Consider the following 25,417-nt stretch of genomic DNA (forward strand, 5'->3'; position numbering starts at 1 on the left):
GGATTCGGCCGCGTCCCACCCGCTCGTGCCGGAAGGATGGCGGGCGATGAACCTCCTGACCATTCTGCCGCTCGCCGTGGTCATGGTCGCCGGAACGCAGTTGGTGGTGGCGGTCTTCCTGGCGTCGTCGGATCGGCCCCGGGCGGCGTCGCTGGGCTTCCTCGCCGGTGCGGGGCTGGTGGTCGCCGCCGGGGTGACGGTGGCCTGGTTGTTGACCAAGCTGGTGGGTGGGGTGGCCGCCGACGCCAGCGCCGTCGCCGGGAAGGTCGATCGCGGCCCCGCCATCGACCTGGTGGTGCTGGCGCTGCTGGTGTGCCTGGCCGTGCTGATCTGGGTTCGCCGGGACCGCTCCGGGCCGCCGCGCTGGCTGGGGAGCATCGAGCATGCCGGTCCGTCGCGGGCGCTGCGGTTGGGTGCGCTGCTCTTCGTGGCGACGCCGACCGACGACCTGACCATGGCCACCGTCGGGGCGAGCGTGGCCCGACATGATCTGCCGTGGTGGCACCTGGTGCCGTTCGTGCTGCTCACAGTGCTCCTGCTCGCGCTGCCTCTGCTGGCGTTGCTGCTGCTGGGGAGCAGGGCCTCGCGGGTGCTGACCCGGATGCGGGAGTGGGCCGAAGGGCACGCCTGGATCGTCAACGAGATCGTGATCGCGTTCTTCGCGCTGCTCACAGTGGTGGACCTGATCCGGTCGGGGTGAGCCGCCGCCCGGGATGCCACGCCGTTTCGTCAAGGTCAGATCGAGCGAGTGGGAGGACGAGATGAGGGTTCTGGTCACCGGGGCGTCCGGCAATCTGGGCCGTGCGGTGCTGGGCCGATTGCGCGACGACGGGATCAGCGGCCGCCAGCCGCCAGCCGCCCGCCGCCGACCACCTGGCCGACACGTACGGGGGAACCGGGCGGAAATGAGAGCAACAACGGTTCACGTTCGTCTTACCGTGACGCCATGTTCGCTGTCGTCACCACTGTGATCCTCTACGTCTTCGGCTTCGTCTTCCTTTACGGCGTGATCCGGCTGGGTGTCCGGCACGCGTTCGAGGATCTGGAGCTGCAACGGGCCAAGGCTCAGCGCGAGGAGGAGTTGGCGGCTGCCCGCGACCGCTCCTTCATGCGCGACAACGCGTTCCTCGCGGGCAGTTGAGCGCCGGATCGATCCGGCCCGGTCCGGTGGCGTCGCCGGGAGGCCGGGGAGCCGCTGGGCGGTTCAGCGTCGCGGATGCGAGGATCGCACCCGTGATGGGAACGCTGAAGACCGAACCGGCCCGCGCCCGCCTGGATCTGCTCGCCCCGCCGGTAGCGGAGGCCATCGCGCAGTGGCCGGCCGACGCGCCGGTGGACGTCAACGACGTGCTGGTCGCGCCGATCGACGCGGACCTCGCCGACACCGCGGCGTTCTGCGCGGCGTACGAGGTGGGGTTGGACGTGTCGGCCAACTGTGTCGTGGTGGCGGGCAAGCGTGAGGGCGTGGTCCGCTACGCCGCCTGCATCGTCCTGGCCACCACCCGGGCCGACGTGAACGGGGTGGCCCGCCGGGCGTTGGACGTCCGCAAGGCGAGCTTCGCCCCGATGGACGACGCTGTCGAGTTGACCGGCATGGAGTACGGCGGCATCACCCCGATCGGGCTGCCGGCGCAGTGGCCGATCCTGGTGGACGCGCGGGTCATCGCCACACCGCACGTGATCGTCGGGTCCGGCGTACGGCACAGCAAGATAGCGCTGCCGGGGCCGGCATTGGGCGCGCTGCCGGGAGCCCAGGTGGTGGAAGGGCTGGCCAGGCCGGTCTGACCAGGCATCGGCATCAATGTTGTTGCACGTGAAACATCGTGATCATCGATGCCGGACGCCCGGCCATTGGTGACTCAGTGTGAGTGGGCGGCCGACTCGCGCTGCTCGACCTCGGCGAGCGCGGCAAGCAACGTCTGCACCTCCTGCGCGCCGGAAACCGCGTACTTCCCGGCCAGCACGAAGGTCGGCACGCTGGTGATGCCCAGATCCCGGGCGGCGGCCAGACCGGCGGCGACGTCGGAGACGCGCTCGTCGGAGTCGAGGAACCGGCGCGCGTCGGCCGCGTCGAGACCGATCTCACCGGCCAGGGTGGCCAGCGCCTCCCGCGAGCCGACGTCGACCCCGTTGTTGAAGTGCGCCTGGTAGAGCGCCTCCACCATCTCCGCCGCCCTGCCCTGGTCGGTCGCCCAGGAGACCAGCCGGTGCGCGTCGAAGGTGTTGGCGATCACCGCGCGGTCGTAGTCGAGCCGCAGCCCGTCGGCCGCCGCCACCTGGGTCACGTGGTCGACCATCTGCCGGGCGCGCTCCGGACCACCGAACTTTCCGGCGAGCGCCTGCACCAGGGGCAGGGGCTGCGCCACCGGCGACGGGTCGAGCTGGAACGGTCGGTAGCGGACCGTCACCTCGCCCTCGTAGCTGGCGAGGGCCTCATCCAGGCGGCGCTTGCCGATGTAGCACCACGGGCAGATGACGTCCGCGTAGATCTCGATCTCCATGATCGGTGGCAACCTCGCGGTCAGCCGAGTTGTTCCCGGATCTGCCGCTTGAGACGGCCCAGGATCGCCGTGCCGCCACGGATCCGCAGCGGGCTGATCGCCTGCGCCAGCCCCATCCGCTGATACAGGTCGTCCGGCACGGCCAGCACCTGCTCGGCGCTCGCCCCCGCCAACCCCTCGGCGAGGATCCCGGCGAACGCTCGGGTGGTGGGCGCCTCCGGCGGGCAGTCGAAGAGCGTCTCCACTGTGCGTTCCGGGGTCACGCGGGCGCGCAGGAAGAACGCCGTCTGACACTCGGGCACCTGTTCCATGCCCTCGCGCTCCGCGGTGCCTTCCGGCAGCGCCGGGAGCACGTCCGAGTACTCCAGGAGCAGCTCCAGAACCAGGTCGCGCGGCGCGGCGGCGAACTCGTCGACGATCTCGGCCAGTCGGGCCGGCATGTCAGCCATGCGTCGAGGCTACCGCCGTCGTGCGGGAGCCCCGGTCACACGGTGGGTGACTGCTCGCTGATCTCGCTGAGCGCGCTGGTGGGGTCGAGCTGCATGGCCAGGTCACCGAGCGAGACGATCCCCACCAGCTTGCGGTCACTGTCACAGACCAGCACCCGCCGGATGCCCCGATCCCGCATGAGCGCCGCCGCCTCACCCGCAGTGCAGTGCTGCTCGATCATGACGACCTCGCGGGTGACGATCGAACCGATGGTGGTGGCCGCGGGGGAGCTGTTCTCCGCCACGGCCCGCACCACGATGTCCCGGTCGGTGAGCATGCCGGCGAGGCTGGCGCCGTCGGTGACCACCACATCACCGATGTCGGCCTCCTTCATCACCCTGGCCGCCTCGTCCAGGGTGGTCTCGGCCGGCAGGTACACGACCTGCTTGGTCATCACGTCACTGACCCGGTAACCGGTCATGAGAGCCTCCGAAGACGTTTCCACCCGATCCGACAGCACTACCCCGTGACGCGGCAGCTACACCAGGCTCGCACGAACCTGGCGTACCTCGTGGACGAGTCGATCCACCAGACCGTCCAGCGGCAACTCGGTGCGCCCGTCGCCGGCCCGCTCGCGCAGCTCGACGTACCCCTCGGCGAGCCGGCGGCCGACCACGACGGCCCGGGGGATGCCGATCAGCTCGGCGTCGGTGAACTTGACCCCGGCCGAGACGTGCGTGCGGTCGTCGACAAGCACCCGCAGGCCGGCGGCGGCGAGACGCCCGCCGAGCTCCAGCGCCGCGTCGAGCTGCGGGCCCTTGCCCGCAACCACCAGGTGTACGTCACACGGCGCGACCGCCGCCGGCCAGACCAGTCCCCGGTCGTCGTGGTGCTGCTCGGCCACGGCCGCCACCGCCCGGGAAACCCCGATGCCGTAGCAGCCCATCGTCGGCCGGACCGGCTTGCCGGCCGGCCCGAGCACGTCGACAGCGAAGGCGTCGGTGAAGCGGCGGCCGAGCTGGAAGATGTGCCCGATCTCGATGCCCCGCCGAATGGTCAGCTCGCCCGCCTCGCACTCCGGGCAGGGGTCGCCGGCGCGGACGTCGGCCGCCTCGATGGTGCCGTCGGGGGTGAAGTCCCGTCCGCACACCACGTCGGTCGCGTGTCGGCCCGACTCGTTCGCTCCGGTCAGCCAGGCAGACCCGGTCACCACCCGAGGGTCGACCAGATAGCGGATGCCCAGTTTGTCGAGCAGTTGCGGGCCGATGTAGCCGCGAACCAGCTCCGGATGCTCGGCCCACTCGTCGAAGACGGTCACCTGTGCCGGGTGCAGCGCGGCACCGACCCGCTTCAGGTCGACCTCCCGGTCACCGGGCAGCCCGACGACCAGGAGTTCGGCCCGGTCGGCACCCGGCTGACGAGCTGACAACACGACGTTCTTCAGGGTGTCGGCGGCGGTCCAGCCGGCCCGACCGCCCAATTGGCGCGCGTTCGCCAACTCCACCAGGCTGGCGATCGTCGGAGTCTCCGGAGTGTCGTGCACCTCGACGGCCGGCTGCGCGCTCGGGTCACCGGCGCTCGGCACCCGGGTGGCCACCGCCTCGGTGTTCGCCGCGAAATCGCAGGAGGTGCAGCCCACGAAGGTGTCCTCGCCGACCGGCGTCGCCGCCAGGAACTCCTCCGACGCGGAGCCGCCCATCGCTCCGGACATCGCCTGCACCACCGTGTAGTCCAGCCCCAACCGGTCGAAGATCCGCCGGTACGCGGCGCGATGCCGCCCGTACGCCTCCCGTAGCCCCGCCTCGTCCAGGTCGAAGGAGTACGCGTCCTTCATCAGGAACTCCCGGCCGCGCAGCAACCCGGCCCGAGGCCGCGCCTCGTCGCGGAACTTCGTCTGCACCTGGAACAGCGTCACCGGGAAGTCCCGGTACGAGGTGAACAGGTCCTTGACCAGCAGCGCCGCCATCTCCTCGTGGGTGGGCGCCAACAGGTGCTCGGCACCGCGCCGGTCGGCGAGGGTGAAGATGTCGTCGCCGTACTCCGTCCACCGGCCACTCGTGCGGTACGGCTCGGCGGGCAGCAGCGCCGGGAAGTGCACCTCCTGGTCGCCGATCGCCACCAGTTCGGCGCGGACGACCTCGGTGATCCGATCAAGCACCAGCTTGCCCAGCGGCAGCCAGGTGTAGCCGCCCGGTGCGGCACGACGGATGTAGCCAGCGCGCAGCAGCAGCCGATGGCTCGGCACCTCCGCGTCGGCCGGATCCTCGCGCAGGGTCCGCAGCAACAGGGTCGACATGCGTAGCAGCATCCGCGCAGCCTACGGCCGGTGCGACAGGATGAGCGATCCATTTCGATCCGAGCGGACCCGATGCCGGCAACCATCGGCGCCGTTGCTGGCGTCTGCAAGGACACCAAGTCCTCGTACCCCGACCTGAAGGATTGGCCCGTGTGGACCCTCTGCTGAGTGAGTTCGACTCGTTCGTCCGTACCCGCACGCCAGCGTTGCTGCGCTCGGCCTACCTGCTCACCGGCGACCAGCACCTGGCCGAGGACCTCGTCCAGTCGGCCCTGGCCCGGACCCACCGCTCCTGGAACAGCCTGCACCACAGCGGCAACGCCGAGGCGTACACCCGCAAGACCATGTACCACCTACAGGTGTCCTGGTGGCGTCGGCGCCGGGTACCCGAGTCGATGCCGGGCGACCTGCCCGAGCCACGCGGAGGCGACTCGGCCCCGGACCACGCCCACCAGACCAGTCTGCGGCTCACCCTGCGGGCGGCACTGGCGAAGCTCTCCCCGAAGCAACGTGCCGTGCTGGTGCTGCGGTTCTTCGAGGACCGCACCGAGGCGGAGGCGGCGGACCTGCTCGGCGTCACGATCGGCACCGTGAAGAGCCAGACGGCCAAGTCACTGGCCAGGCTGCGCACCGTCGCACCCGAACTCGCCGAGCTGTACGTCCTGGAAGGGAGTACCCGATGAACGACCAGCGCCTCCGGCTCGATTTGACCGCCCTGGCCGACGAGGTCACCTCGGTCGACCTGCGGGACCGGACCCTGCGTACGTCCCGCCGGCTCGGCATCCAACGGGCGGTGGCCACGTCGGCAGCCGCGCTGGTGCTGATCGCCGCGGCGGCCGGTACCGCCTTTGCCATCCGACCGGACCAGTCCCCGACCCCGCTGCCCGCCGACACCCCGTCGGTCACCGCGACTCCGACGCCGTCGGCGTCCCCCACCCCGACGCCCTCCACCAGCGCCGGCGACACCCCCGGCGCCCCACCCAGCGGCGGAACGGGCACGAACACCCCGTCCGTGCAGTTCGGCAAGCTCTTCTACGGCCCCGCCAGGAACCCCGTCGGCGAGAACGGGAATCTGCGGTCATGGCGTCCGGGTGAGAGCCCGGTGCGACTCATGGAGCTGCCGCACACAGCAGCGATCCTCAACGTGAACGTGTCGCCGGATGGCCGCCGGGTGGCCTGGTCGGGCGAGGATGCCGAGGACAGCGGCGACCTCTACATCGCCAACGTCGACGGGTCGAACAAACAGAAGATGCGCTCGGAGGTCGACCCGTACTGCGTCACTCCGGCCTGGTCCCCAGACGGGCGGCAGTTGCTGTTCCGCGTGGATTTGCCAGGCGGTGGTCATGGCCGGTTCGGATTATTGGATACGCGCTCCGAGAAGAGGACGGTGCGCTGGTGGCGCACCGAACCTTCGGCCTGCCATGCCGTCTGGTCGGCGGACGGTAAGACCATCGCCATGACCACCGATGTCGGGGTCACGGTCGATGCCGGGGTCGTGCTCTACGGCACGGACGGCACGAAGAAGCGAGCCATCCCCGGCTTCTCCCTCGACGGTTGGCACAGCAACGACATCGCTAGTCTCTCCCCGGACGGCTCCCGGATCGCCCTGCTGCGAATGAAACTCGGTGAGGACGACGGCAACCTCGCGCGTGATCTGCGGGCCAATGTGGTGTTGGACACCCGTACGGGCAAGCAGGTCTCGTTGCCGTTGGGTGGGCGCACCTTGGAACAGGTCTACTTCCAGTCGGACGGCTCGATGGTCGTGCGGGTCAAGGCCGGCAGCGGGTACGCGCTGCTGCTGGTGGACGAGGACGGCAGGAAGATCTCTGAGACCGCTGAGCCGGCGAGTCTGAAGAACGAGCAGATCCTGGCCGTCGTCGACTGACCGATCGGCGCGAGACGGGCGGGTCACCCTCGGGTGGCCCGCCCTTGCACCGCCGGCCAGTCGGTGTTGATCACGGTCGGTGAACTGCGGAAAAGGTTGCCGGTGCGAGCGGATCCGACTGTCAGGTAGTAGCGCGCTGCGGCGGCAACTCGCCAGGGCCAGGGGCTCGTCTTGGGTGGTGCCAGGCACTGTGAGCCTCCACAAAGGATGGAAACGATGAACCTCGGCCCGTTTACCCACACCACCCGTCCCGCCTCGGCCCGTCGTTCCGGTGCGCTCGCCGGTACCGCTGCCCTGCTGCTTCTGGCGTTCGGTGCGGCTGCCTGCGGCACCGCCGACCCGAAGGCCGCGCCCGCTCCGGCCGAATCGGCCACCGCCACCGCCGCCGCCGCTCCCTCGGCCGGCGACACCTCGGCCGCCGGCACCGGCGGCTCCGTGCCGGATGCGGCCCCGGCTGTCGCGCCGGCCCGCCCGGCGGTCGGCTCGACGCAGTGGCCGCAGCTCACCTGGTACACCGCCGAGGAGCACGGCCAGAAGCAGACCGACCCGGCCCGGATCTGGCGGCGTACCCCTGCTGGGACGTGGCAGGTGGTGCGTTCGGGCCGTCCCGAGAACGGCAAAGCCCTCAACGGCCCGCTCGCCGTCTCGCCGGACGGCCGACGGGCGGCCTGGGTGGAAGGGTCCGCCCGCCGGCTGGTGATCAGCGCGTTCGACGGCACGAAGCGGCACGTCATCCCGACCCAGGGCCAGCAGACCTGCGCGCCGAGCTGGCTCGACTCCGGGCGGGTGCTGTACGGCCTGGGGCGGGAGAAGGAGCTGACGCTCATCGCGGTCAACGCCGACGGGACCGGGCAGAAGGTGCTCGCCACCCACTACCCGAAGTGCCCGACGGTGTCCGGCGGATGGATCGCCCAGGTCGGCGCGCAGACCGTGGCCATCGGGGACGAGCGAGGCGTCCGACGTGCGATCAGCCCGCGCCTCCCCGCCGGCCTCGTCATTGGTGGGGTGGCGGCGGTCTCCGGCAACGGCCGGACGCTGGTGATCAGCGCCCACACGACCAGCCCCGGGGGATGTGGGTGCAGCGAGCGGTTCCGCAACTACCGGCTCGACGCGGTCAGCGGGGCCGTCACCGAGCTGACGCCGTTGGACTCGGCGTGGAAGCAGGCGACCGGGCACGGCGAAGCCGTCGACGGGGTCGTCCTGGCCGACGGCGGCCTGGTGGTGCAGATCAACGCGGCGACGCCGGCCGACGGCGCGCCGGCGTACCGGTTGGTCCGGTACGCCGCCAGTGGCCGGGTGCTGGCCACCGCGTCGGTGCCTGCCGGCCAGCCGTGGGGTGCTCTGCTGGGCTGAGCTCCCGGTGCAGCGTCACCGGGTACGAGGGACCGGCCACTCACGGGGGTGGCCGGTTCCGCCCGTCGTCTGTGCAATGACCTCCGACACGTAGTGGATTCGGGGCGGTGCCGGGCGTTCCTGCGGTGACAGACTGGTCGCCGCAGGCAACGAGTGGCGTGAGGGAGGCGCGGGTGCGCTGGCGCAGTTTTGTCGCGGTCGGGGACAGCTTCACCGAGGGTATGGACGACGCGTACCCGGACGGGACCTTCCGGGGCTGGGCGGACCTGGTGGCGACCCGGCTCGCCGCCGACGCGGGGCCCGACTTCCGGTACGCGAACCTGGCCATCCGGGGCCGGCTCTTTCCCAGCGTGGTCGCCGAGCAGGTGCCCTCCGCCGTCGCGATGAAGCCCGACCTGATCAGTTTCGCGGCCGGTGGCAACGATGTGCTGCGGCGCACCTTCGACCCGGACACGCTGGTCGCCCGCTTCGACGAGGTGGTCCGGCAACTGCGCTCGGGTGGCGCGGACGTGCTCCTCTTCCGGTTCGCGGACGTGATGGCCCGACTCCCCGGCCAACGCCTCGTCGCCCCCCGGGTGCAGCTGCTCAACCAGGCGGTCGGTGAGACCGCCGAGCGGCACGGCGCCATCATGGTCGACCTGTACGCCGACGACACGTTCCTCAACCCCATGCTCTGGAGCACCGACCGGCTGCACCTCTCCCCGGCCGGGCATCGCCGGGTCGCCGGGCAGGTGTTGAACGCCCTCGGGGTTGGTTGCGACGAGGAGTGGCTGATGGTTCCGCCGCACCCGTCGCCGTCGCCGTGGCTGGCCGCCCGCGCTTCCGACCTGCGGTGGGCCGGTCAGTACCTCGCCCCCTGGGTGAAGCGGCGGTTGACCGGTCGGTCGTCCGGCGACACTGTGACGGCGAAGCGCCCGCAACTCGGCCCGCTCGTCGACTGAGCATGATCACCCTGCACACGGCGGCCCTGCTGCGCCGCGACCGGGACGGCGAGTCGTTGCCTGACCACGCCGTGCTGGTCAGTGGCGACCGGATCGAGGCCGTCGGCCCGCTGGCCGAGCTGAGTTCGGCGTACGCCAACGCCCGAGTTCGCCGCTGGCCCGGCACGCTGGGGCCGGGTCTGCTGCACGTCGGTCCGCTTCCGCCCGCGCCGACCCCGCGTGAGCGGGTGCACGCGCTGCTGCGTACCGGGGTGACGGCGGTGCTGGCGGAACACCTTGCCGACCCCGCCCTGCGGGCCGCAGCCGAGCGCGGTGACCTGCTGGTGCTGGCCACCGCCGTGGCGCCGACGCTGCGGTCGGCCGGGCGGGCCGACCTCGCGGTGCACGGCGTCGACGGGGCCTGTCTGGTGACAGTCGTCGCTGGTCGGATCGCCCACCGTCGCGCCTGAACAGGTCGGAAGATCTCCACTGTGGAGTCGATCGATCGAATCGGGGTCGCCCGATGTCCGTCGTCCTCGATAGCATCCGCTGCCCCCGCTGATCGGAAGGCGGGGACATCGGGGAAAGGTGGATGAGGGATGACCCTCATACCTGGCACGACGACATCCGCAGGACCGGTCCGGGCACTGCTGGCCATGGGGCTTTCCGTTGCGGTCGCCGCCGGGGCGCTCACGCTCACGGCCACACCGGCCGCAGCGAACGAGGCGCTGAACCAGCCGCCGGGTGTGCCGACCGAGCTGCACACCTCCGGCGAGCCGTGCACGACGGCCGAGCCGTACCAGTTGTGGCAGAACGACGACCTGGCGCTCTCCGCCGTCCTGCACGACCCGGACGTCGACGAGAACGGTGGCACCGACCGGTTGACCGCGACCTTCGCGCTCTGGCCGGTTGACGAGCCGACGGCTCGGATCGAGCGATTCGGGTACAACGCTCGGGAAGGCGATCGGGAGAGCGGCCTCTTCGAACGGGAAACGCTCACCCACGACCGGTTGTACGCGTGGCAGGTCCGGGCGGCGGACAGCCAGGCGACCGGCGAGTGGAGTGGCCTCTGCTATCTCCGGACCGACTTCCAGGGCCCGGAGGTCGCGCCGGTCGTCACCTCCACCGACTTCCCGGTCGAGGGCTGGCACCCGGCGCTGTCGGGTCAGTTCACCTTCGACGCGGCGGCGACACCGGACGCGGTCGGCTTCCGGTATGAGCTGCTCGGCGGCGACGGCGTCCACGCGGTGCCGGCGGACCAGCCCGGCGGCTCGGCCACTGTCACGCTCCGCCCGGATGCGGGGCCCAACACTCTCGTGGTGTGGAGCATGGACGCGGCAGGGAACAGGTCGCCGGAGGCGCGGTACGAATTCCGGGCCAGCGACGTCGCGCCGATCGTCACCGGCAGACTCACCGAGATCGGCGTGCCGACCACGTTCACCGTGCAGCCGCAGATGGCGGGTGTGATCCGCTACCGGTTCCACCTGGACGGCGACCCCGAGCAGACGGTGGAGGCGGCGGCCGACGGCACTGCCACGCTGACCGTCACCGCGACCCGGGGCGGCAACCGGACGCTCTCCGTGACCAGCGTGACCGCCGATGGCGTGACCGCCACCACGGCGAGCACCTTCGCGCTGTCCACCGCCCCGAAGATAACCGCGACTGTCTATCGGCAGGGCGGCACCAGTGGTGGGCCGGGTGTGCCCGGTGTCTTCACCTTCACCCCGCGCCAGCCTGACGTGGTCAGCTACCGCTACAGCTTCAACACGGTGACCAGCACCGTGGCCGCGGCGGCCGACGGCACCGCGTCGGTGACCTGGACGCCGACCAAGGCCGGGCTGACCATGCTCACCGTCTGGAGCATCGACCGGAACGGCACCCAGTCGGGTTCGACGTCCTTCATCTTCTTCGTCGGCAATCTGCCGCCGAGCAACCCGGCGCAGGCCGGCGACCAGTAACCCGCCGATCGGCCGGCCCACCATCCCGTGCGGGTGGTGGGCCGGTCCTGTTACAGCGGTCGCGGCGGGCGATCCGGCGTACCTTGGGGATCATGTCTGTGCCGAACGATCCCGATCCCCGCCTCCAGTCGTACGCGGACCCCCAGCGGCTGGTCACCACCGAGTGGCTGGCCGAGCATCTGGGCGATGAAGGCCTCGTCGTCGTCGAGTCCGACGAGGATGTGCTGCTCTACGAATCCGGTCACATTCCCGGTGCGGTCAAGGTCGACTGGCACCTGGATCTGAACGATCAGGTGACCCGGGACTACCTGGACGCCAAGAGCTTCGCCGAGATGTGTGCCGCGAAGGGCATCGGCCGGGGCGACACTGTCGTCTTCTACGGCGACAACTTCAACTGGTGGGCCGCGTACGCCCTCTGGGTCTTCACGCTCTTCGGTCACGCCGACGTGCGACTGCTCGACGGCGGCCGGCAGAAGTGGATCGCCGAGGGACGCGAGGTGACCCGCGACAAGCCGGCTCGCCCGCGCGCCGACTATCCGGTGCCGCTGCGCGACGACGCGCCGCTGCGGGCCTTCCGTGAGCAGGTCATGGCGCACGTCGCCTCCGGCCGGCCACTTGTCGACGTCCGGTCGCCGGGTGAGTACACCGGCGAGATGCTGCACATGCCGGACTACCCGCAGGAGGGTGCGCTGCGCGGTGGACACATCCCGGGCGCGCTCAGCAAGCCGTGGAAGTCCGCCGCCAACGAGGACGGCACGTTCAAGTCCGCCGACGAGCTGAAGGCCATCTACGCCGACCAGCTCGGGCTGAGCCCGGACGACGACGTGATCGCGTACTGCCGGATCGGCGAGCGGTCCAGCCACACCTGGTTCGTGCTGCGGCACCTGTTGGGCTACCCGCAGGTGCGCAACTACGACGGCTCGTGGACCGAGTGGGGCAACCTGGTCCGGGCGCCAGTCGTCAAGGGCGACCAGCCCGGCGGCCTGACCGTCTGACCAGATCGTCGTGTGATCGACTCGGGTTCCCTGACGTCGGGCTGTCCCCCTCGCCGGGACACCGCGACATCTATGAGCCCGAGTCGATCACGTCGAGACCCGTGTCAGCTGGCGAGTGCGAACACGCCGCGCAGGTCGCCGACGATGCCGGTGATCTCGCCGGTCTCCGGGTGCCAGCGGGCGAGGGCGGCCGGTTCCAGTCGGAGTAGCACCGCGCCCTTGTTGTCCCAGCCCAGCACCTCGCAGCAGCCCTTGCCGCGCTCCCGGCCCAGGTCGAGCAGGTGGAGCACGGCGCCGGTCCGCGCGTCCAGCACTGCCGCCCCCTCGGCGCCGTCGATCTCGCTGCTGGTGATCCAGGCCGCCCGCGCCAGGCGCTCGCCGTGCAGCCAGCCCCGGCCGTAGAACTCGTTGACCTGATAGGGCGAGGGCAGCGCCGAGGTGTTTACCGGCTGTTCGGAGCGGAGTTCGCCCTCCCGGGCGGTCCGGCTGCGTAGTTTCAGGCTGGTCCGTTCGCCGTAGACGTCGATCAACGCGGCCTCACGGCCGGCGGCCGGGTCGGGTGCGATCAACTCCCAGGTCGACACGTCGATCGTGCTGGCCGCCCCGGTGACACGGTCCACCGCGTACGTCCGGTCGTCGCCTCCGACCAGTACCCGGTCGTGGGCCCACACCACCAACTCCAGGTAGCCGTCGAGCGGTATCCGGCGGACCGCCGCCGTGGTGAGGTCGATCATGATCAGCTCTTTGGTCTGCGCGAACGCTGCCGACCGGCCGTCCGGCGACAGCACTCCCGGCTTCAGCGCAGGCGCCTCGTTACCGCCCGCGTCCCGGGTCGGTGCCAGCGTCACCACATCCAGACTGCGCACCACGCCGTCGTTGCCGAGCACCCGCACCGGGCCGTCGGCGTGATACTCCTCGTCAACCGGCTGGAACAGCGCCAGTGCCTGCTGGACCGGTCGCTCGGAGAGCGGCACTGTCGCCGGGTCGCCGAGCTTGGCCAACGGATCGGGCGGGTAGGTCAGCTCGGCGGGCGGTTTCTGCACTGGACCCGCGTGGGAGGGGTCGACGGTCGGGGTGACAGTGGGGCCGACCGGAGGGGCCGGCGCCGGGTCGGTGGGCGGTCGCAGCGCCGCCACCGTGCCGCCACCGACCAGCACCACGGCCAGGGCGACCACTGCGACGGCCCGCCGGGTACGCCGGGTACGCCGCGCCCGATCCCATCCGGCGGTGGCCGGCTGGCTGGGGAGCACGTCCTCGACGCTGACGGTCAGCAGCCGACGCAAGTCCTGCTCGTTCACGGGTTCACCTCCAGGCCGCTGGCCAGATCGGCCGAGCCTCGGCTCGGCCGGGCATCGCGGGCGAGGTCCGGGGCGACCTCGCGGAGTCGGCGCAGCGCCGCATGGCACTGGCTCTTCACGGTGCCGACCGTCACCCCGAGCGCCTCGGCGGTGGCGACCTCGGTCAGGTCCTCGTAGTAGCGCAACACCAGCACGGCCCGCTGGCGCGGTGGCAGCAGGCCCAGCGCGTCGTGCATCGTCAGCCGTAACGCGCCGTCACGGTCGTGGGCCACCTGGTCCGGCGGTGCGGCGCTGAGCCATTCCCGCCGTCGGCGACGCCACCACGACACCGAGTCGCGGTAGAGGATGGCCCGCACGTACGCGGAGGGGTCGCCGTCGCGGACCGAGGACCAGCGCAGCGCCAGCTTGAGCAGCGCGTCCTGGAGGAGGTCTTCGGCCTGATGCCGGTTGCCACAGATCAGGTAGGCCGCGCGGAGTAGCCGGTGCTGGTGGTTCTCCACGAAGGCGAGGTAGCCGTCGCGTCCGTCGTCCCTCGTCGGCGCCATCCGCCCCCCTCCCGGCCGTCGTGCTGTACGCGTCACCTGGCAGACGCACGGGAGGCGGCAAAAGGTTGGGTCAGCTCGGCGGCGTTCCGGTCAGATAGCGCTGAAGCGTCGGCGCGATCCAGGCGACCATCTCGTCCGGCGTGGTGTCCACCATGGGCGGCAGGCGGACGATGTACCGGGTGAAGGCGAGGCCGAGGATCTGACTGGCCACCAGGCCGGCCCGTCGGGCGGTCAGCGTCGGGTCGCTGCCGAACGTGGCAACGGCGGCGGTGAGCTGGTCGGCGAAGATGCCGCGCATGCGTTCGGCAGCGCCGGGGTTGGTGCTGGCGGCCCGCAGCAGTGCCACCAGGGTCTCGTCGCCCTCCCAGCGGGCGAGGAAGTGCCGGACCAGCACCTCACCGAGTCGAGCGGGCGGCACCGAGGTCAGGTCGGGCAGGCGTAGGTCGAACTCGGCCGCCGCCGCGAAGAGCCCTTCCTTGCTGCCGTAGTAGCGCATCACCATCGACGGGTCGATCTGGGCGTCGGCGGCGATGGCCCGGATCGTGGCGCGCTCGTAGCCGTCCGCGGCGAACCGTTCCCGGGCCGCTCGCAGGATCGCCGCCCGGGTGGCGTCGGAGCGGCGGGGCTGGGTCGACTGCGCGGACGGCGTCATGCCAACGACCGTAGGCCAACAAGTGTTGACACGCAATCCAGGTGGCCCTAGCGTTGCCAACACATGTTTGCCAACAGGTGTTGGCAACGGTTTCTGGAGGTGGCCATGCTGCCCACGAGCACCGACGTCCTGGTGGTGGGCGCCGGCCCCACCGGTCTCGCCACCGCGTTGACGCTGGCCCGGCGCGGGGTCGAGGTGACGGTGCTGGACCGGATGGCCGCGCCGCCGACGACCTCCCGCGCCGCTGTCGTGCACGCGTACACCCTGGAGGTGCTGGACCGGATCGACGCCGCGGCGCCGCTGATTGCCCAGGCGGTGCGGACGCCGCGCTTCACGGTGCGCGACCGGGACCGGGTGCTGCTGTCCGTGCCGTTCCACGAGCTGCCATCCCGCTTCCCCTACGCGCTGCTGGTCTCCCAGGCGGTCACCGAGGCCGTGCTCACCGAGAAGTTGGCGGAACTCGGTGTCCAGGTACGACGGCCGTGCAAGCTCACCGGGCTGAGCCAGGCCGGTGACGGCATGCTCGCGCAGGTCGACGACGAGGCGCTGCGGGCCCGGTTCGTGGTTGGTGCGGACGGCCTGCACAGCACGGTCCGGCAGTTGGCCGGCATCGGCTTCACCGGCGACAGCGACGAGGAGTCCTTCGTGCTCGCCGACGTGCGGGTGCGCAGCGTGCTGCCCCGCGACGAGGCGGCGCTCTTCCTCGCCCGCCCCGGGCCGCTGGTCTGGGCACCACTGCCCGGCGGGGTGGTCCGGCTGGTCGCCGCCGTGGCGAGCGCCCCGGCCGAACCGGACGCGGCCTACCTCCAGGCGCTGCTCGACGAGCGCGGCCCGGCGCGACGACCCGACCGGGTGACCGAGGTGCTCTGGGGCTCCCGGTTCCGGGTGCACCACCGGATCGCCGACACCTTCCGGGCCGGGCCGGTGCTGCTGGCCGGCGACGCGGGGCACGTGCACAGCCCGGCCGGTGGGCAGGGCATGAACCTCGGAATCTGCGACGCGGTAGCGCTCGGCACCGCAGTGGCGGACGTGCTCGACGGTGGCCCGGAGACGCTGCTCGACGACTACACCGCCCGGCAGCGGCCGATGGCCGAGGACGTGCTGAGCTTCGCCGCCGGGCTGACCAGGATGGCCGCTGTCTCCCCGGCTCGTCGGCCCGCCCGCGACGTGCTGCTCCGGCTGCTCGGTGCCGTCCCACCGGCCCGCCGACGCATCGCGCTGCGCCTGTCCGGGCTGTCGCACCGGGAGCGGACGCCGGGCTAGCCCGCGCGGCTCGACACAGCGGGCGTGGCCGGTCGCAGCGTCCGCCACGCGGCGACGGTGACCAGCGCGAACGTCGCCGCCGCCGCGCCCGCCACCGGCGTTGTGCCGTACGCCGCGGCGGCCAATCCGGCGAGCGCCGCCCCGAGCGGTGCGGTAAGCAGACCGACCATCCGCTGGGCCGCACCGACCCGGCCCAGCAATTCGCTCGGCACCTGCCGCTGCCCGAACGACGCCCACAGGCTGTTCCACACCACGGTGCCGCCGGCGAAGACGGCCAGCGCGATCCCGCCCGACACCGGATGCCGAGCCAGCGCGAACCCGGTCAGCGCGACGGTCTCCACGGCCAGCACCGCACGCAGCGCCGGCACCGTGCCGAGCCGGGCGGCGAGCCGCCCCGCCCCGAGCGCCCCCGCCACACCCCCGACGATGGCGGCGGCGGCGAACAGCCCGTACCCGGCCGGCGGCACCCGGAGCACGTCCAACGCGTAGAGCACCAGCACCGCCATGATCCCGCTGATCGCCAGGTTGCTCGCGGCGGTGAGCAGCGTGACCCGCCACAGGGTCCGGTGCGCCAGCAGCCAACGCAGCCCGTCGACGATCTCGCTCCACACCGAGCCGCGCCGTCGCGCCGTCGCTGTGGTGATGGCGGGACGCGGGCTGAGGGCCAGCACGAGCACTGCGGCCGCCGCGAAGGTGATGGCGTCGAGCGCGAACGGAAGGGCCGGGGCGGCGGCGAACAGGACACCGGCGGCGGGCGCCCCGAGGAAGCCACCGGCCACCGCCGACCCCGCCTGGAGCCGGCCGTTCGCCCGGGGCAGCGCGTCCGGCGGCACCAGCGCGGGGAGCAGCGCGAACGAGGCGGAGTCGAAGAGAGTGCCCAACGTGGCGAGCAGGAACGCCGCCACCAGCAGCACCAGCACGCTGACCCGGTTGAGCGCGACCACCACCGCCAGCGCGGCAACCACGCCCGCGCGTACCCCGTCGACCAGCGCCATCGTCCGACGGCGGTCCCAGCGGTCCGCGTACACGCCGCCGAGCAGGCCGAAGAGCAGCGGCGGCAACTGCCCGGCCACTGTGACCGCCGCGATGATCCGCGGATCGCGGGTCACCGTCGCGGCCAGCAGGGCCAGTGCCGGGGTACGCAGCGCGTCCCCGAACCGGGACGAGACGGCCGCGGACCACAGGAGCCGGAAGTCCCGGCCCAGAGCGGAGGAAGTCATGCCGGCGACCGTGCCGGTTCGACCGGGTCGAGGGTCAAGCCGCCGGGGCTAAAGGGGACCGCGCCTGTCGGTGATCATCGGTACGGTGAGCGCCGGCATCGGGACCGGGGAGACAACAGGCGTGGATCACACTTTCCAGGTCGACCTACGTGGCGTGGTTGACCTGCTCAGTCATCACCTCTACGGCAGCCCGCGGGTCTACGTCCGCGAGCTGCTCCAGAACGCGGTGGACGCGATCACCGCCCGACGCAGGACCGAGCCGGACGCGCCGGCGCTGGTACGCATCGAACCCCCGGACAGCACCGGCGACGGCACGCTACGGGTGCACGACACCGGCATCGGCCTGACCGAGGCGCAGGTGCACGAGCTGTTGGCCACCATCGGCCGCAGCTCGAAGCGCGACGAGCTTGGTTTCTCCCGGCACGAGTTCCTCGGTCAGTTCGGAATCGGTCTGCTCTCCTGCTTCCTGGTGGCCGACGAGATCCAGGTGCTCACCCGGCACGGCGACAACCCCACTGTTCGCTGGACCGGGTACGCCGACGGCCGCTACGCGGTCACCGTGGCCCCGCCGGAGGCCGCCCGCACCGAGCCGGGCACCACTGTCACGCTGGTGCCCCGCCGCGACGCCGACCAGTGGTTCACCACGGCTACCGTCACCGACCTGGCCCGGCTCTTCGGCGCGCTGCTGCCGGTCACCGTCCGCGTCGGCGACGTCGTCACCACCACCGGGGAGCCGCCCTGGCCGACCACGCCGGGTGCGCCACTGGACCGCGCGGCGCTGATCCGGTACGCCCGGGAGACGCTCGGCGTGGACCCGTTCGACGTCCTGCCGCTGGCCGTGCCGGAGGCCGGGCTGACCGGTGTCGCCGTCATCCTGCCGACGCCGGTGAACCCGGCGGCCCGGGCCGGGCACCGCGTCTACCTCAAGCGGATGCTGCTCACCGAGAACGCCGACGGGCTGCTGCCGGAGTGGGCGTTCTTCGCGCACTGTGTGGTGGACGCGACCGAGCTGCGCCCGACCGCCAGCCGGGAGGCCCTCTACGAGGACACCCTGCTGACGGCGACCCGGGAGGCGCTCGGCGACCAGGTGCGCGGCTGGCTGGTCCGGTTGGCCCGGCACGACCCGCACCGGCTGGCCGAGTTCCTCCAGGTGCACCACCTCGGGGTGAAGGCCCTGGCGCTGCACGACGACGAGATGCTCCGGCTGGTCGACAAGTGGTGGCCGATGGACACCAACGTCGGCACGCTCACCCTCGCCGAGTTCCGCGAACGCCACGGCGTGGTCCGCTACGCGGCCAGCCTCGACGAGTTCCGCCAGCTCGCCGCGGTGGCCGCCGCGCAGGACCTGGCGGTGGTCAACGCCGGCTACACGTACGACACCGAACTGATCGAGCGGCTGCCGGTGGTGGACCGCTCGGTGCTCATCGAGCGGCTGGAGCCGAGCGACCTCACCACCCGGTTCGACGCGCTCGACCCGCCTGTGGAGATGGCGCTGCGGCCGTTCCTCGCGGCGGCGCAGCGGGCCGTCGAGCGGTCCGGCTGCGAGGTGGTCATCCGGGCGTACGACCCGGTCTCGCTGCCCGCGCTCTACCTGGTCAGCCGGTCGGCGGCGTTCAACGACCAGCTCGCCGCCAGCCGGGACCGGGCCGACGAGCTGTGGGGTGGAGTGCTCGACGCGCTCGCCGCCACCGCCCCGCCGGACCGCCCGCAGTTGGTGCTCAACCACCGCAACCCGCTGGTCCGGCGGGTGACCATGCTGAGCGACCCGGAGCTGGTCGGTCTGGCCATCGAGGCGCTGTACGGGCAGGCGCTGCTGCTCGGCCACCATCCGATCCGCGCCGCCGACGCGGCGTTGCTGAACGATTCCTTCCTCGGCCTGCTCGGCCGGGCTGTCCCGGGACGGGAGTGAGCATGAGCGACGAGGATCTGTGGCGGGTGCTGCGCGGCATCTCCGACATGCCGTACGGGGCGGGGCAGATCGCCGCCCTGGAGCAGCTGCTACGCCGGGTGGACGCCGCCGATGACCGGCACCTTGCCTTCGTTACGCGGATGCAGGCCACCACCGGCTACATCTACGGCGGTGAGCCGGCCAAGTCCTTCGTGACCTTCTCCTGGTGTCTGTCCGAGTTCGACGGTGACCCGCAGCCGTACCACCAGCGTCACCTGCACAACTTGCTCTGGCACTTCAAGTACATGATCAACGGCCTGTTGAACTTCCCGGAGGTGCCGCTCGACCGCACGTACGCCGTGCTGGACGACATGGAACGCCGCTACCGCGCCGGTGGGCACAGCCTGCAGGCCGTGCACAAGCACCGGTTCCGGGTCGCCGACCACGTGGGCGACGTCGAGGCCGCTGCGCACTGGTACCGGCTCTGGCAGACCACCCCGCGCGACGGCCTGTCCGACTGCGCCGGTTGCGACCCCACGAGCCAGGTGGGCTACCTCGCCGACACCGGGCGGGACGTGGAGGCGGTGGAGCTGGCCGAGCCGGTGCTCGCCGGCCGGCTCAACTGCAACGAGCAGCCGCAGTCGATCCTCACCGCACTGCTCCTGCCGTACCTGCGGACCGGGCGGGCCGAGGAGGCGCGGGACGCGCACCGGGAGGCGTACCGGCGGCTGCGCGGCAACCTCGCCAACCTGTGGGACGTCGCGGACCACATCGAGTTTTGCACGCTGACCGGCAACGAGGCGCGGGCGATCGAGCTGGTCGAGCGGCACCTGGACTGGCTGGACCGGCCACCGTCGCCGGCCGCCGCCATGCACTTCGCGGCGGCGGCCGCCGCCGCGCTGCGTCAGGCCGGCCCGTCGACGGTGTACCGCCGGGCCGCCGACGGCCGGTCGGCCGCCGAGGTGTCGGCGGCGTCGTTGGCGGACGAGCTGGCCGAGACCGCGACCGGTCTGGCCGCCCGCTTCGACGCTCGTAACGGCACGAGCCACCAGTCGGAGTGGGTCGCTCGTCGGCTGGCCGTGCAGGCGAGCGGGGAGCATGTGCCGCTGTCCGCGAGCGTCCGCCGCCGCCCGACCCGCCGGACCCGTCCGGTCGGGGAGGAGCCCAACGCACCAGCGTCGTCCAGCGAGCTAGCCGAGCGGGTGCGAAGCGGTAAGGATGAACGATCCGCCGTGACCGTGCCCGTGACCGTGACCGTGACCGTGACCGTGACCGTGCCCGCCGACGCCGGCCCGGACGATCTGCTGAACCTCGCGGAGCAGAGCTGGGGCCAGCACGACCTGTCCACCTTCCGCGCGGCGCTGGTCGCCTTCGACGACCGGTTCGGCTCCGCCGAGCTGCCCGCCCGCACGTCCGCGCACCGGCTGGCGCTGCGCGCGTCGGAGCGTGGCGACGAGGACGACATCGAGGGTGCGATCACCCTGAATCGGGCGGCGTTGGAGCTGTACCGGAAGGCGGACGAGGAGGTGGCCGCCCAGACGGTCGCCGGGCGGCTCGGCGTGCTGTTGACCCGGTCCGACGAGGACACCGAGGAAGGCCTGCTGCTGGTCCGGGAGGCGGCCGAGGTCCTGGACCGGCTCGGCGACGCCCAGCAGCGGGCGGCCGGACACGACCGGGTGGCGTTGGCGCTGCTGCACCGCGAGCGTTGGGCGGAAGCGCTCGCCGCCCTCGACCGGGTACCGGCCGACGCGGGCGGCGATCGGCACCTGGCGGCCCGGATCGCACTGCACCGGGGGCACCTGCTGGAGCAGTTGGACCGCGTCGACGAGGCCCGCGCGGCAGTCGACGAGGCACGCCGGATCGGCCGGGAGCTGGGTGTCGGCGAGGTGGTCACAGGCGCCGGCCTGGCGTACGCGCGGCTTGTCGACGATCCGGCGGACGCCGTGGCCGCCTGCGACGAGGCGTTGGAGGCGGCCACGGCGGACGCGGAACTGCCGGTCCGGGTCACCCGCGCCCGAGCGTTGCTGGCGGCCGGCCGGGCCCCGGACGCGGTGGACGACTTCGTCGAGGCGGTGACGCTGTGCGTGGAGCGGGGCGCCGAGGGGGACGCGTTCCTGCGGTGGGAGCTGGCGAACGCGTACCGGATGGTGGGTCGGCTCGCCGAGGCGGCCGAGGTCGCCGAGGAGGCAGTGCTCGGTCTGGATCGGCTGGGCGCCCAGGCGGAGGCCGACCGCTGCCGGCACCTCCTGGCCGGCGTCTACGCCGGGCTTGGTGAGATCGACCCCGCGTTGGCCCTGTTGGAGCAGTTGGCCAGCAATCTGGACGGCCCGGACAACCTTCCGCACCGGGCGCAGGTGCTGGAGGAGGCCGGCGGGATCCTCTACGACGCCGACCGGGACGCCGCGGCGGGCGAGCGGTTCGCCGCCGCGGCTGAGGCGTACCGGCTCGGTGACCTGCCGCTGGACGAGCTGCGCGCTCGCCGGCGGGAGACGTACGCCTGGTTCTGGGCCGACGACCGGGACGCGGCGTTGCACGCCGTCGAGGTGGTGGACGGGTTGGCGGCGAAGCTGGCCGGGCAGGCCGAACCGCCGGTGCTGTACGAGCTGGCGATGGCGGCCGAGGCCGGAGCACGTGTGCTCACCGGGCAGGACCGGTTGGACGAGGCCCTGGCCCGGCTCAGCGGGGTGCCGGACCGGTTGCGCTCGATCGAGGCGTTCGGCGAGGCCGCCCAGGTGGAAGCCCTGATCGGTGAGCTGCTGCTGCGCCTGGACCGGCCGGCCGAGGCGGAGCCCCTGCTGCGCCGCGTGCTCGGTGGGTTGCCGGCCGCCTCGCGGCAGGTTCGCCAGACGGCCTGGCTGCTGGCTCGGGCGCTGGATCTGCTCGATCGACCCGCGGAAGCGGCCGCGCTGCGCGCGGAGCACGACCTGGACGAGGACGACTGATCTCGCCGGCCGCCCCTGGCCAGGTCAGGGGCGGCCCGGCCCGGGGCGGACGGAACTGACCGGCAACCATCGCGGGCTCTTCGCGGTCTAGGCTTGCCCGGTGACGGTGGAGCAGCAGGCACGGGGTGCGGCGGGTGCGGGCCGGCGCAGGTCCCGCAAGGACGAGATCCTGGAGATCGCGGTAGGTCTGTTCGCGGCGCGTGGCTATCACGGCGTGTCGATGGACGACATCGGCGCGGCCGCCGGGGTCACCGGTCCGGCGCTCTACCACCACTTCGCGGGCAAGGAAGCCATGCTGGCCGCCGCGCTGATTCCGGTCAGTGAGGGGTTGCTGGCCGGTGGGCGGGAACGTGCCGTCGGGCGCTCGGACGACCCGCGCGGCGTGCTGGAGTCGCTGATCGACTTCCACGTCGAGTTCGCGCTGGCCAATCCGGCGGTGATCGCGTTGCACCTGCACGAGCTGGACCGCCTGCCCGAGGAGCCACGACGCCGAATTCGTCGTCTGCAACGGCTCTACGTCGAGGAGTGGGTGACCGTGCTCACCGCGCTGCACCCGGGGATGCCCGACGGTGAGGCGCGGGTTCTCGCGCACGCCGCGTTCGGCCTGATGAACTCGACGCCGTTCCTCGGTGGTGAGGTGGACAGGCGACGCCGCGCCGAGCTGCTGCGCGGCGCGACCCTGGCCGCGCTGCTCGCCTGAGCCGACTCGTCAGAACCGTGCCGGTCATGATTCCCTGACATCGTCCCACCATCCGGACGCCGGGAGGAAACATGATCGAGTCACTGCTGGTCGCCAATCGGGGCGAGATCGCCCGCCGGATCATCCGGACCGCCAAGCGGCTCGGCATCCGCGTGATCGCTGTGCACTCGGAGGCCGACGCCGACCTGCCGTTCGTCGCGGAGGCGGACGAGGCGGTCCTCATCGGCCCACCGAACCCGGCGCTGAGCTACCGCAACACCGAGGCGATCCTCGCCGCCGCGAAGTCGACTGGCGCCCAGGCCATCCACCCCGGGTACGGCTTCCTGTCGGAGAACGCCGAGTTCGCCCGTACCGTCGAGGCGAGCGGCCTGATCTGGGTCGGACCCGACGCGGACGCGATCACCGCGATGGGCGACAAGATCAACGCCCGGAACCTGATGGCGGCGGCCGGTGTTCCGGTCGCGCCCGGCACCACCGACCCGGCCGCCGACCTGGACGCCGCGGTCACGGCTGCGGCCGAGATCGGCTACCCGGTGATGGTCAAGGCCGCGGCCGGCGGCGGCGGCATGGGCATGGGCGTGGCGGTTGACGAGGCCGCGCTACGCACCGAGTACGACAAGGTGCGCGCGTTCGCCGAGCGGATGTTCGGCGACGGTTCGGTGTTGATCGAGCGGTACTTCCCCCGGGTACGGCACGTCGAGGTGCAGATCCTCGGCCTGGCGGATGGCCGGGTGGTGGCGCTCGGCGAGCGGGAGTGCTCGGTGCAGCGGCGCAACCAGAAGCTGGTCGAGGAGTCCCCGTCGCCGGCTGTCTCGCCGGAGCTGCGGTCCCGGCTCCTGGCGGCGGCGGTGCGGGCCGGCGAGGCGGTCGGTTACCGCAACGCGGGCACTGTGGAGTGCCTGCTGGTTCCGCGTGAGCGGGACGCTGCTGACGCTGCCCCCGGCTCCGAAGACTTCTTCTTCCTGGAGATGAACACGCGGTTGCAGGTGGAGCACCCGGTGACCGAGTACGTCTACGGCATCGACCTGGTCGAGGAGCAGTTGCGGGTGGCCTCCGGGTTGGCGCCGACGTTCGACCCGGACGCGTTGACCCCGAGTGGGCACGCCATCGAGATGCGGATAAACGCGGAGGACCCGAAGCGCTTCCTGCCCGGCCCGGGTGTGATCAGGACGTGGGTGGAACCGACGGGCGAGGGTGTCCGGGTGGACTCCGGTTACACCGAGGGCAACACTGTCACCCCGTTCTACGACAGCCTGCTGGCCAAGCTGATCGTCAGTGGCGCGACCCGCGACGAGGCGCTCGATCGTGCGAAGGCAGCCGTCGCGGCGTTCCAGATCGAGGGCCCGAAGAACAACGTCCCCTTCTTCGCCGAGCTGCTCACCAACGACGAGTTCCTCTCCGGCGCCTACGACACAGGCATCGTCCCCCGCATGCGCTGACCGCCCCTGACCCCCCTGACCCCCCCTGACCCCCCCTGCCCCCCTGACCGCCCCGGTGATCAAGAGGTTTGCGTCAGGATTCGCGCCGCGGATGACGCGAACCTCTTGATCAACAGCGGGGTGGCATGCTGGGAGGACCCCCTAAGCGCTGCTTTCGTCACAGTGAGGTGACCCCTAATGGCGGACCTGCCAGATTCCGTCTCCATTCGTGAGGTTGGGCCGCGGGACGGGTTGCAGAACGAGGACCCGATCCCGACCGACGCCAAGGTTCGGCTGCTCGACGCCCTCTCCGGCACCGGCGTACGCCGAATCGAGGCGGTGTCGTTCGTGCACCCCAAGGCGATCCCGCAGATGGCCGACGCCGACGAGGTGTGGCAGCGGGCGGTGAGGGCCGACGGGGTGCGGTACTCCGCGCTGGTGCCTAACACCCGGGGCGCCCAGCGGGCCCTCGCCGCCGGATTCACCGAGATCGAGGTGGTGGTCTCGGTCAGCGACACCCACAACCGGCGCAACGTCAACCGGTCCACCGACGAGTCGCTGGACGACATCGCCGAGCTGATCGACCTGCTGCACGGCGCGTCGGCGCGGGTCGAGGTGATCGTGGCGACCAGCTTCGGCTGCCCGTACGAGGGGGACATCGACCCGCGGCGGGTGGCCGGGATCGTGGACCGGGTGGTCCGCGACGGCGCGGACCGGGTCGCATTCGGCGACACCACCGGCATGGGCACCCCACGCCGGGTCCGCGAGCTGCTGACCGCGGTACGCGACCGCAACGCGCACGTACCGGTCCTGCTGCACTTCCACAACACCCGGGGTACGGCGCTGGCCAACCTACTGACCGCGCTCGAGCTGGGGGTGACCGAGTTCGACGCCAGCGTCGGTGGGCTCGGTGGCTGCCCGTACGCGCCGGGGGCGAGCGGCAACCTGGCCACCGAGGAGGCCGTGCACATGCTGCACGACATGGGCATCGACACCGGCATCGACCTGCCGGCGCTCATCGAGGTGGCGGAGTTGGCCGAGGAGTTGCTCGGCAAGAAGCTGCCGTCCGGTGTGCTGCGGGCCGGTCCGCGTACCCGGCTGACGCCGCTGCCGAGCTGAGGACGCGACGAAGGGGCCGGCGCACGCGCCGGCCC

At 71.9% G+C, this 25,417-nt stretch carries 24 protein-coding genes; 16 read left to right on the plus strand and 8 right to left on the minus strand.

What is annotated here, in order from left to right; all coding sequences use genetic code 11:
* The first annotated feature begins 46 nt into the window (after positions 1-46).
* From AB0C19_RS03495 to AB0C19_RS03505, 3 genes are all read left to right on the plus strand, one after another.
* Positions 47-700: a GAP family protein gene (locus tag AB0C19_RS03495; protein ID WP_357178754.1), complete on the plus strand. Its 654-nt coding sequence runs from the start codon at positions 47-49 to the stop codon at positions 698-700.
* Positions 701-946: 246 nt separating this feature from the next.
* Positions 947-1,141, plus strand: coding sequence for a hypothetical protein (locus AB0C19_RS03500; protein WP_030331904.1), 195 nt, complete (start codon positions 947-949; stop codon positions 1,139-1,141).
* Positions 1,142-1,236: 95 nt separating this feature from the next.
* A complete protein-coding gene (locus tag AB0C19_RS03505) occupies positions 1,237-1,785 on the plus strand; it encodes a YbaK/EbsC family protein (RefSeq protein WP_112601232.1) in 549 nt (182 codons plus the stop codon).
* Between the two features lie 74 nt (positions 1,786-1,859).
* Here AB0C19_RS03505 and AB0C19_RS03510 read toward each other — a convergent pair whose 3' ends face one another.
* From AB0C19_RS03510 to AB0C19_RS03525, 4 genes are read right to left on the minus strand one after another with little or no spacing between them, the layout of a single operon-like run.
* Positions 1,860-2,501, minus strand: coding sequence for a DsbA family oxidoreductase (locus tag AB0C19_RS03510; RefSeq protein WP_357178759.1), 642 nt, complete (start codon positions 2,499-2,501; stop codon positions 1,860-1,862).
* A 20-nt stretch (positions 2,502-2,521) separates the two neighbouring features.
* A complete protein-coding gene (locus AB0C19_RS03515; RefSeq protein WP_238687650.1) occupies positions 2,522-2,950 on the minus strand; it encodes a SufE family protein in 429 nt (142 codons plus the stop codon).
* A gap of 35 nt (positions 2,951-2,985) precedes the next feature.
* The gene (locus AB0C19_RS03520) at positions 2,986-3,411 is read right to left on the minus strand and encodes a CBS domain-containing protein (protein ID WP_030487636.1); all 426 of its coding nucleotides are present in this window, start codon (positions 3,409-3,411) and stop codon (positions 2,986-2,988) included.
* 57 nt (positions 3,412-3,468) lie between these two features.
* On the minus strand, positions 3,469-5,238 hold the full coding sequence (locus AB0C19_RS03525; RefSeq protein WP_357178764.1) for a proline--tRNA ligase: 1,770 nt from the start codon (positions 5,236-5,238) through the stop codon (positions 3,469-3,471).
* 140 nt (positions 5,239-5,378) lie between these two features.
* Here AB0C19_RS03525 and AB0C19_RS03530 point away from each other — a divergent pair, with 140 nt between their 5' ends.
* The 7 genes from AB0C19_RS03530 to AB0C19_RS03560 all read left to right on the plus strand — a co-directional run bounded on the left by AB0C19_RS03530 (position 5,379) and on the right by AB0C19_RS03560 (position 12,337).
* Positions 5,379-5,909, plus strand: a complete 531-nt coding sequence (locus tag AB0C19_RS03530) for a SigE family RNA polymerase sigma factor (RefSeq protein WP_112726603.1) — start codon at positions 5,379-5,381, stop codon at positions 5,907-5,909.
* Positions 5,906-7,111, plus strand: coding sequence for a hypothetical protein (locus AB0C19_RS03535; protein WP_266304093.1), 1,206 nt, complete (start codon positions 5,906-5,908; stop codon positions 7,109-7,111). Before AB0C19_RS03530 ends, AB0C19_RS03535 begins: the two co-directional genes overlap by 4 nt.
* A gap of 216 nt (positions 7,112-7,327) precedes the next feature.
* Positions 7,328-8,464 (plus strand): hypothetical protein, encoded by a 1,137-nt coding sequence (locus AB0C19_RS03540; protein ID WP_357178769.1) that lies wholly within the window; start codon positions 7,328-7,330, stop codon positions 8,462-8,464.
* Between the two features lie 173 nt (positions 8,465-8,637).
* Positions 8,638-9,405: an SGNH/GDSL hydrolase family protein gene (locus AB0C19_RS03545; RefSeq protein WP_238687704.1), complete on the plus strand. Its 768-nt coding sequence runs from the start codon at positions 8,638-8,640 to the stop codon at positions 9,403-9,405.
* A gap of 2 nt (positions 9,406-9,407) precedes the next feature.
* On the plus strand, positions 9,408-9,854 hold the full coding sequence (locus tag AB0C19_RS03550) for a hypothetical protein (protein WP_238687653.1): 447 nt from the start codon (positions 9,408-9,410) through the stop codon (positions 9,852-9,854).
* A gap of 129 nt (positions 9,855-9,983) precedes the next feature.
* Positions 9,984-11,342, plus strand: a complete 1,359-nt coding sequence (locus tag AB0C19_RS03555; protein ID WP_357178774.1) for a hypothetical protein — start codon at positions 9,984-9,986, stop codon at positions 11,340-11,342.
* A 92-nt stretch (positions 11,343-11,434) separates the two neighbouring features.
* The gene (locus tag AB0C19_RS03560; RefSeq protein ID WP_238687655.1) at positions 11,435-12,337 is read left to right on the plus strand and encodes a sulfurtransferase; all 903 of its coding nucleotides are present in this window, start codon (positions 11,435-11,437) and stop codon (positions 12,335-12,337) included.
* Between the two features lie 104 nt (positions 12,338-12,441).
* Here AB0C19_RS03560 and AB0C19_RS03565 read toward each other — a convergent pair whose 3' ends face one another.
* The 3 genes from AB0C19_RS03565 to AB0C19_RS03575 form a co-directional block, all read right to left on the minus strand.
* Positions 12,442-13,635, minus strand: coding sequence for a hypothetical protein (locus AB0C19_RS03565; RefSeq protein ID WP_357178779.1), 1,194 nt, complete (start codon positions 13,633-13,635; stop codon positions 12,442-12,444).
* Positions 13,632-14,180: a SigE family RNA polymerase sigma factor gene (locus AB0C19_RS03570; protein WP_357178782.1), complete on the minus strand. Its 549-nt coding sequence runs from the start codon at positions 14,178-14,180 to the stop codon at positions 13,632-13,634. The genes AB0C19_RS03565 and AB0C19_RS03570 overlap by 4 nt, the downstream gene beginning before the upstream one ends.
* A 70-nt stretch (positions 14,181-14,250) precedes the next feature.
* Positions 14,251-14,832 carry a TetR family transcriptional regulator gene (locus AB0C19_RS03575; RefSeq protein WP_357178785.1) on the minus strand — a complete coding sequence of 194 codons (582 nt, stop codon included), beginning with the start codon at positions 14,830-14,832 and terminating at the stop codon, positions 14,251-14,253.
* A gap of 105 nt (positions 14,833-14,937) precedes the next feature.
* Between AB0C19_RS03575 and AB0C19_RS03580 the strand changes: the two genes are divergently transcribed.
* The gene (locus tag AB0C19_RS03580) at positions 14,938-16,095 is read left to right on the plus strand and encodes an FAD-dependent oxidoreductase (RefSeq protein ID WP_357178788.1); all 1,158 of its coding nucleotides are present in this window, start codon (positions 14,938-14,940) and stop codon (positions 16,093-16,095) included.
* Here AB0C19_RS03580 and AB0C19_RS03585 read toward each other — a convergent pair.
* A complete protein-coding gene (locus tag AB0C19_RS03585) occupies positions 16,092-17,315 on the minus strand; it encodes an MFS transporter (protein WP_357178791.1) in 1,224 nt (407 codons plus the stop codon). The genes AB0C19_RS03580 and AB0C19_RS03585 overlap by 4 nt on opposite strands.
* A gap of 121 nt (positions 17,316-17,436) precedes the next feature.
* Here AB0C19_RS03585 and AB0C19_RS03590 point away from each other — a divergent pair, with 121 nt between their 5' ends.
* The 5 genes from AB0C19_RS03590 (at position 17,437) to AB0C19_RS03610 (ending at position 25,382) form a co-directional block, all read left to right on the plus strand.
* Positions 17,437-19,224: an HSP90 family protein gene (locus AB0C19_RS03590; protein ID WP_357178794.1), complete on the plus strand. Its 1,788-nt coding sequence runs from the start codon at positions 17,437-17,439 to the stop codon at positions 19,222-19,224.
* A gap of 2 nt (positions 19,225-19,226) precedes the next feature.
* On the plus strand, positions 19,227-22,145 hold the full coding sequence (locus tag AB0C19_RS03595; protein ID WP_357178797.1) for a hypothetical protein: 2,919 nt from the start codon (positions 19,227-19,229) through the stop codon (positions 22,143-22,145).
* Positions 22,146-22,245: 100 nt separating this feature from the next.
* Positions 22,246-22,845 (plus strand): TetR/AcrR family transcriptional regulator, encoded by a 600-nt coding sequence (locus AB0C19_RS03600; protein ID WP_238669677.1) that lies wholly within the window; start codon positions 22,246-22,248, stop codon positions 22,843-22,845.
* Between the two features lie 71 nt (positions 22,846-22,916).
* Positions 22,917-24,284: a biotin carboxylase N-terminal domain-containing protein gene (locus tag AB0C19_RS03605; protein WP_357178801.1), complete on the plus strand. Its 1,368-nt coding sequence runs from the start codon at positions 22,917-22,919 to the stop codon at positions 24,282-24,284.
* A gap of 177 nt (positions 24,285-24,461) precedes the next feature.
* Complete coding sequence (locus tag AB0C19_RS03610) at positions 24,462-25,382, plus strand: hydroxymethylglutaryl-CoA lyase (RefSeq protein ID WP_357178804.1); 921 nt, start codon at positions 24,462-24,464, stop codon at positions 25,380-25,382.
* Positions 25,383-25,417 lie beyond the last annotated feature (35 nt).

It is taken from the genome of Micromonospora sp. NPDC048842, from assembly GCF_040649935.1.
Taxonomy (GTDB): domain Bacteria; phylum Actinomycetota; class Actinomycetes; order Mycobacteriales; family Micromonosporaceae; genus Micromonospora; species Micromonospora hortensis.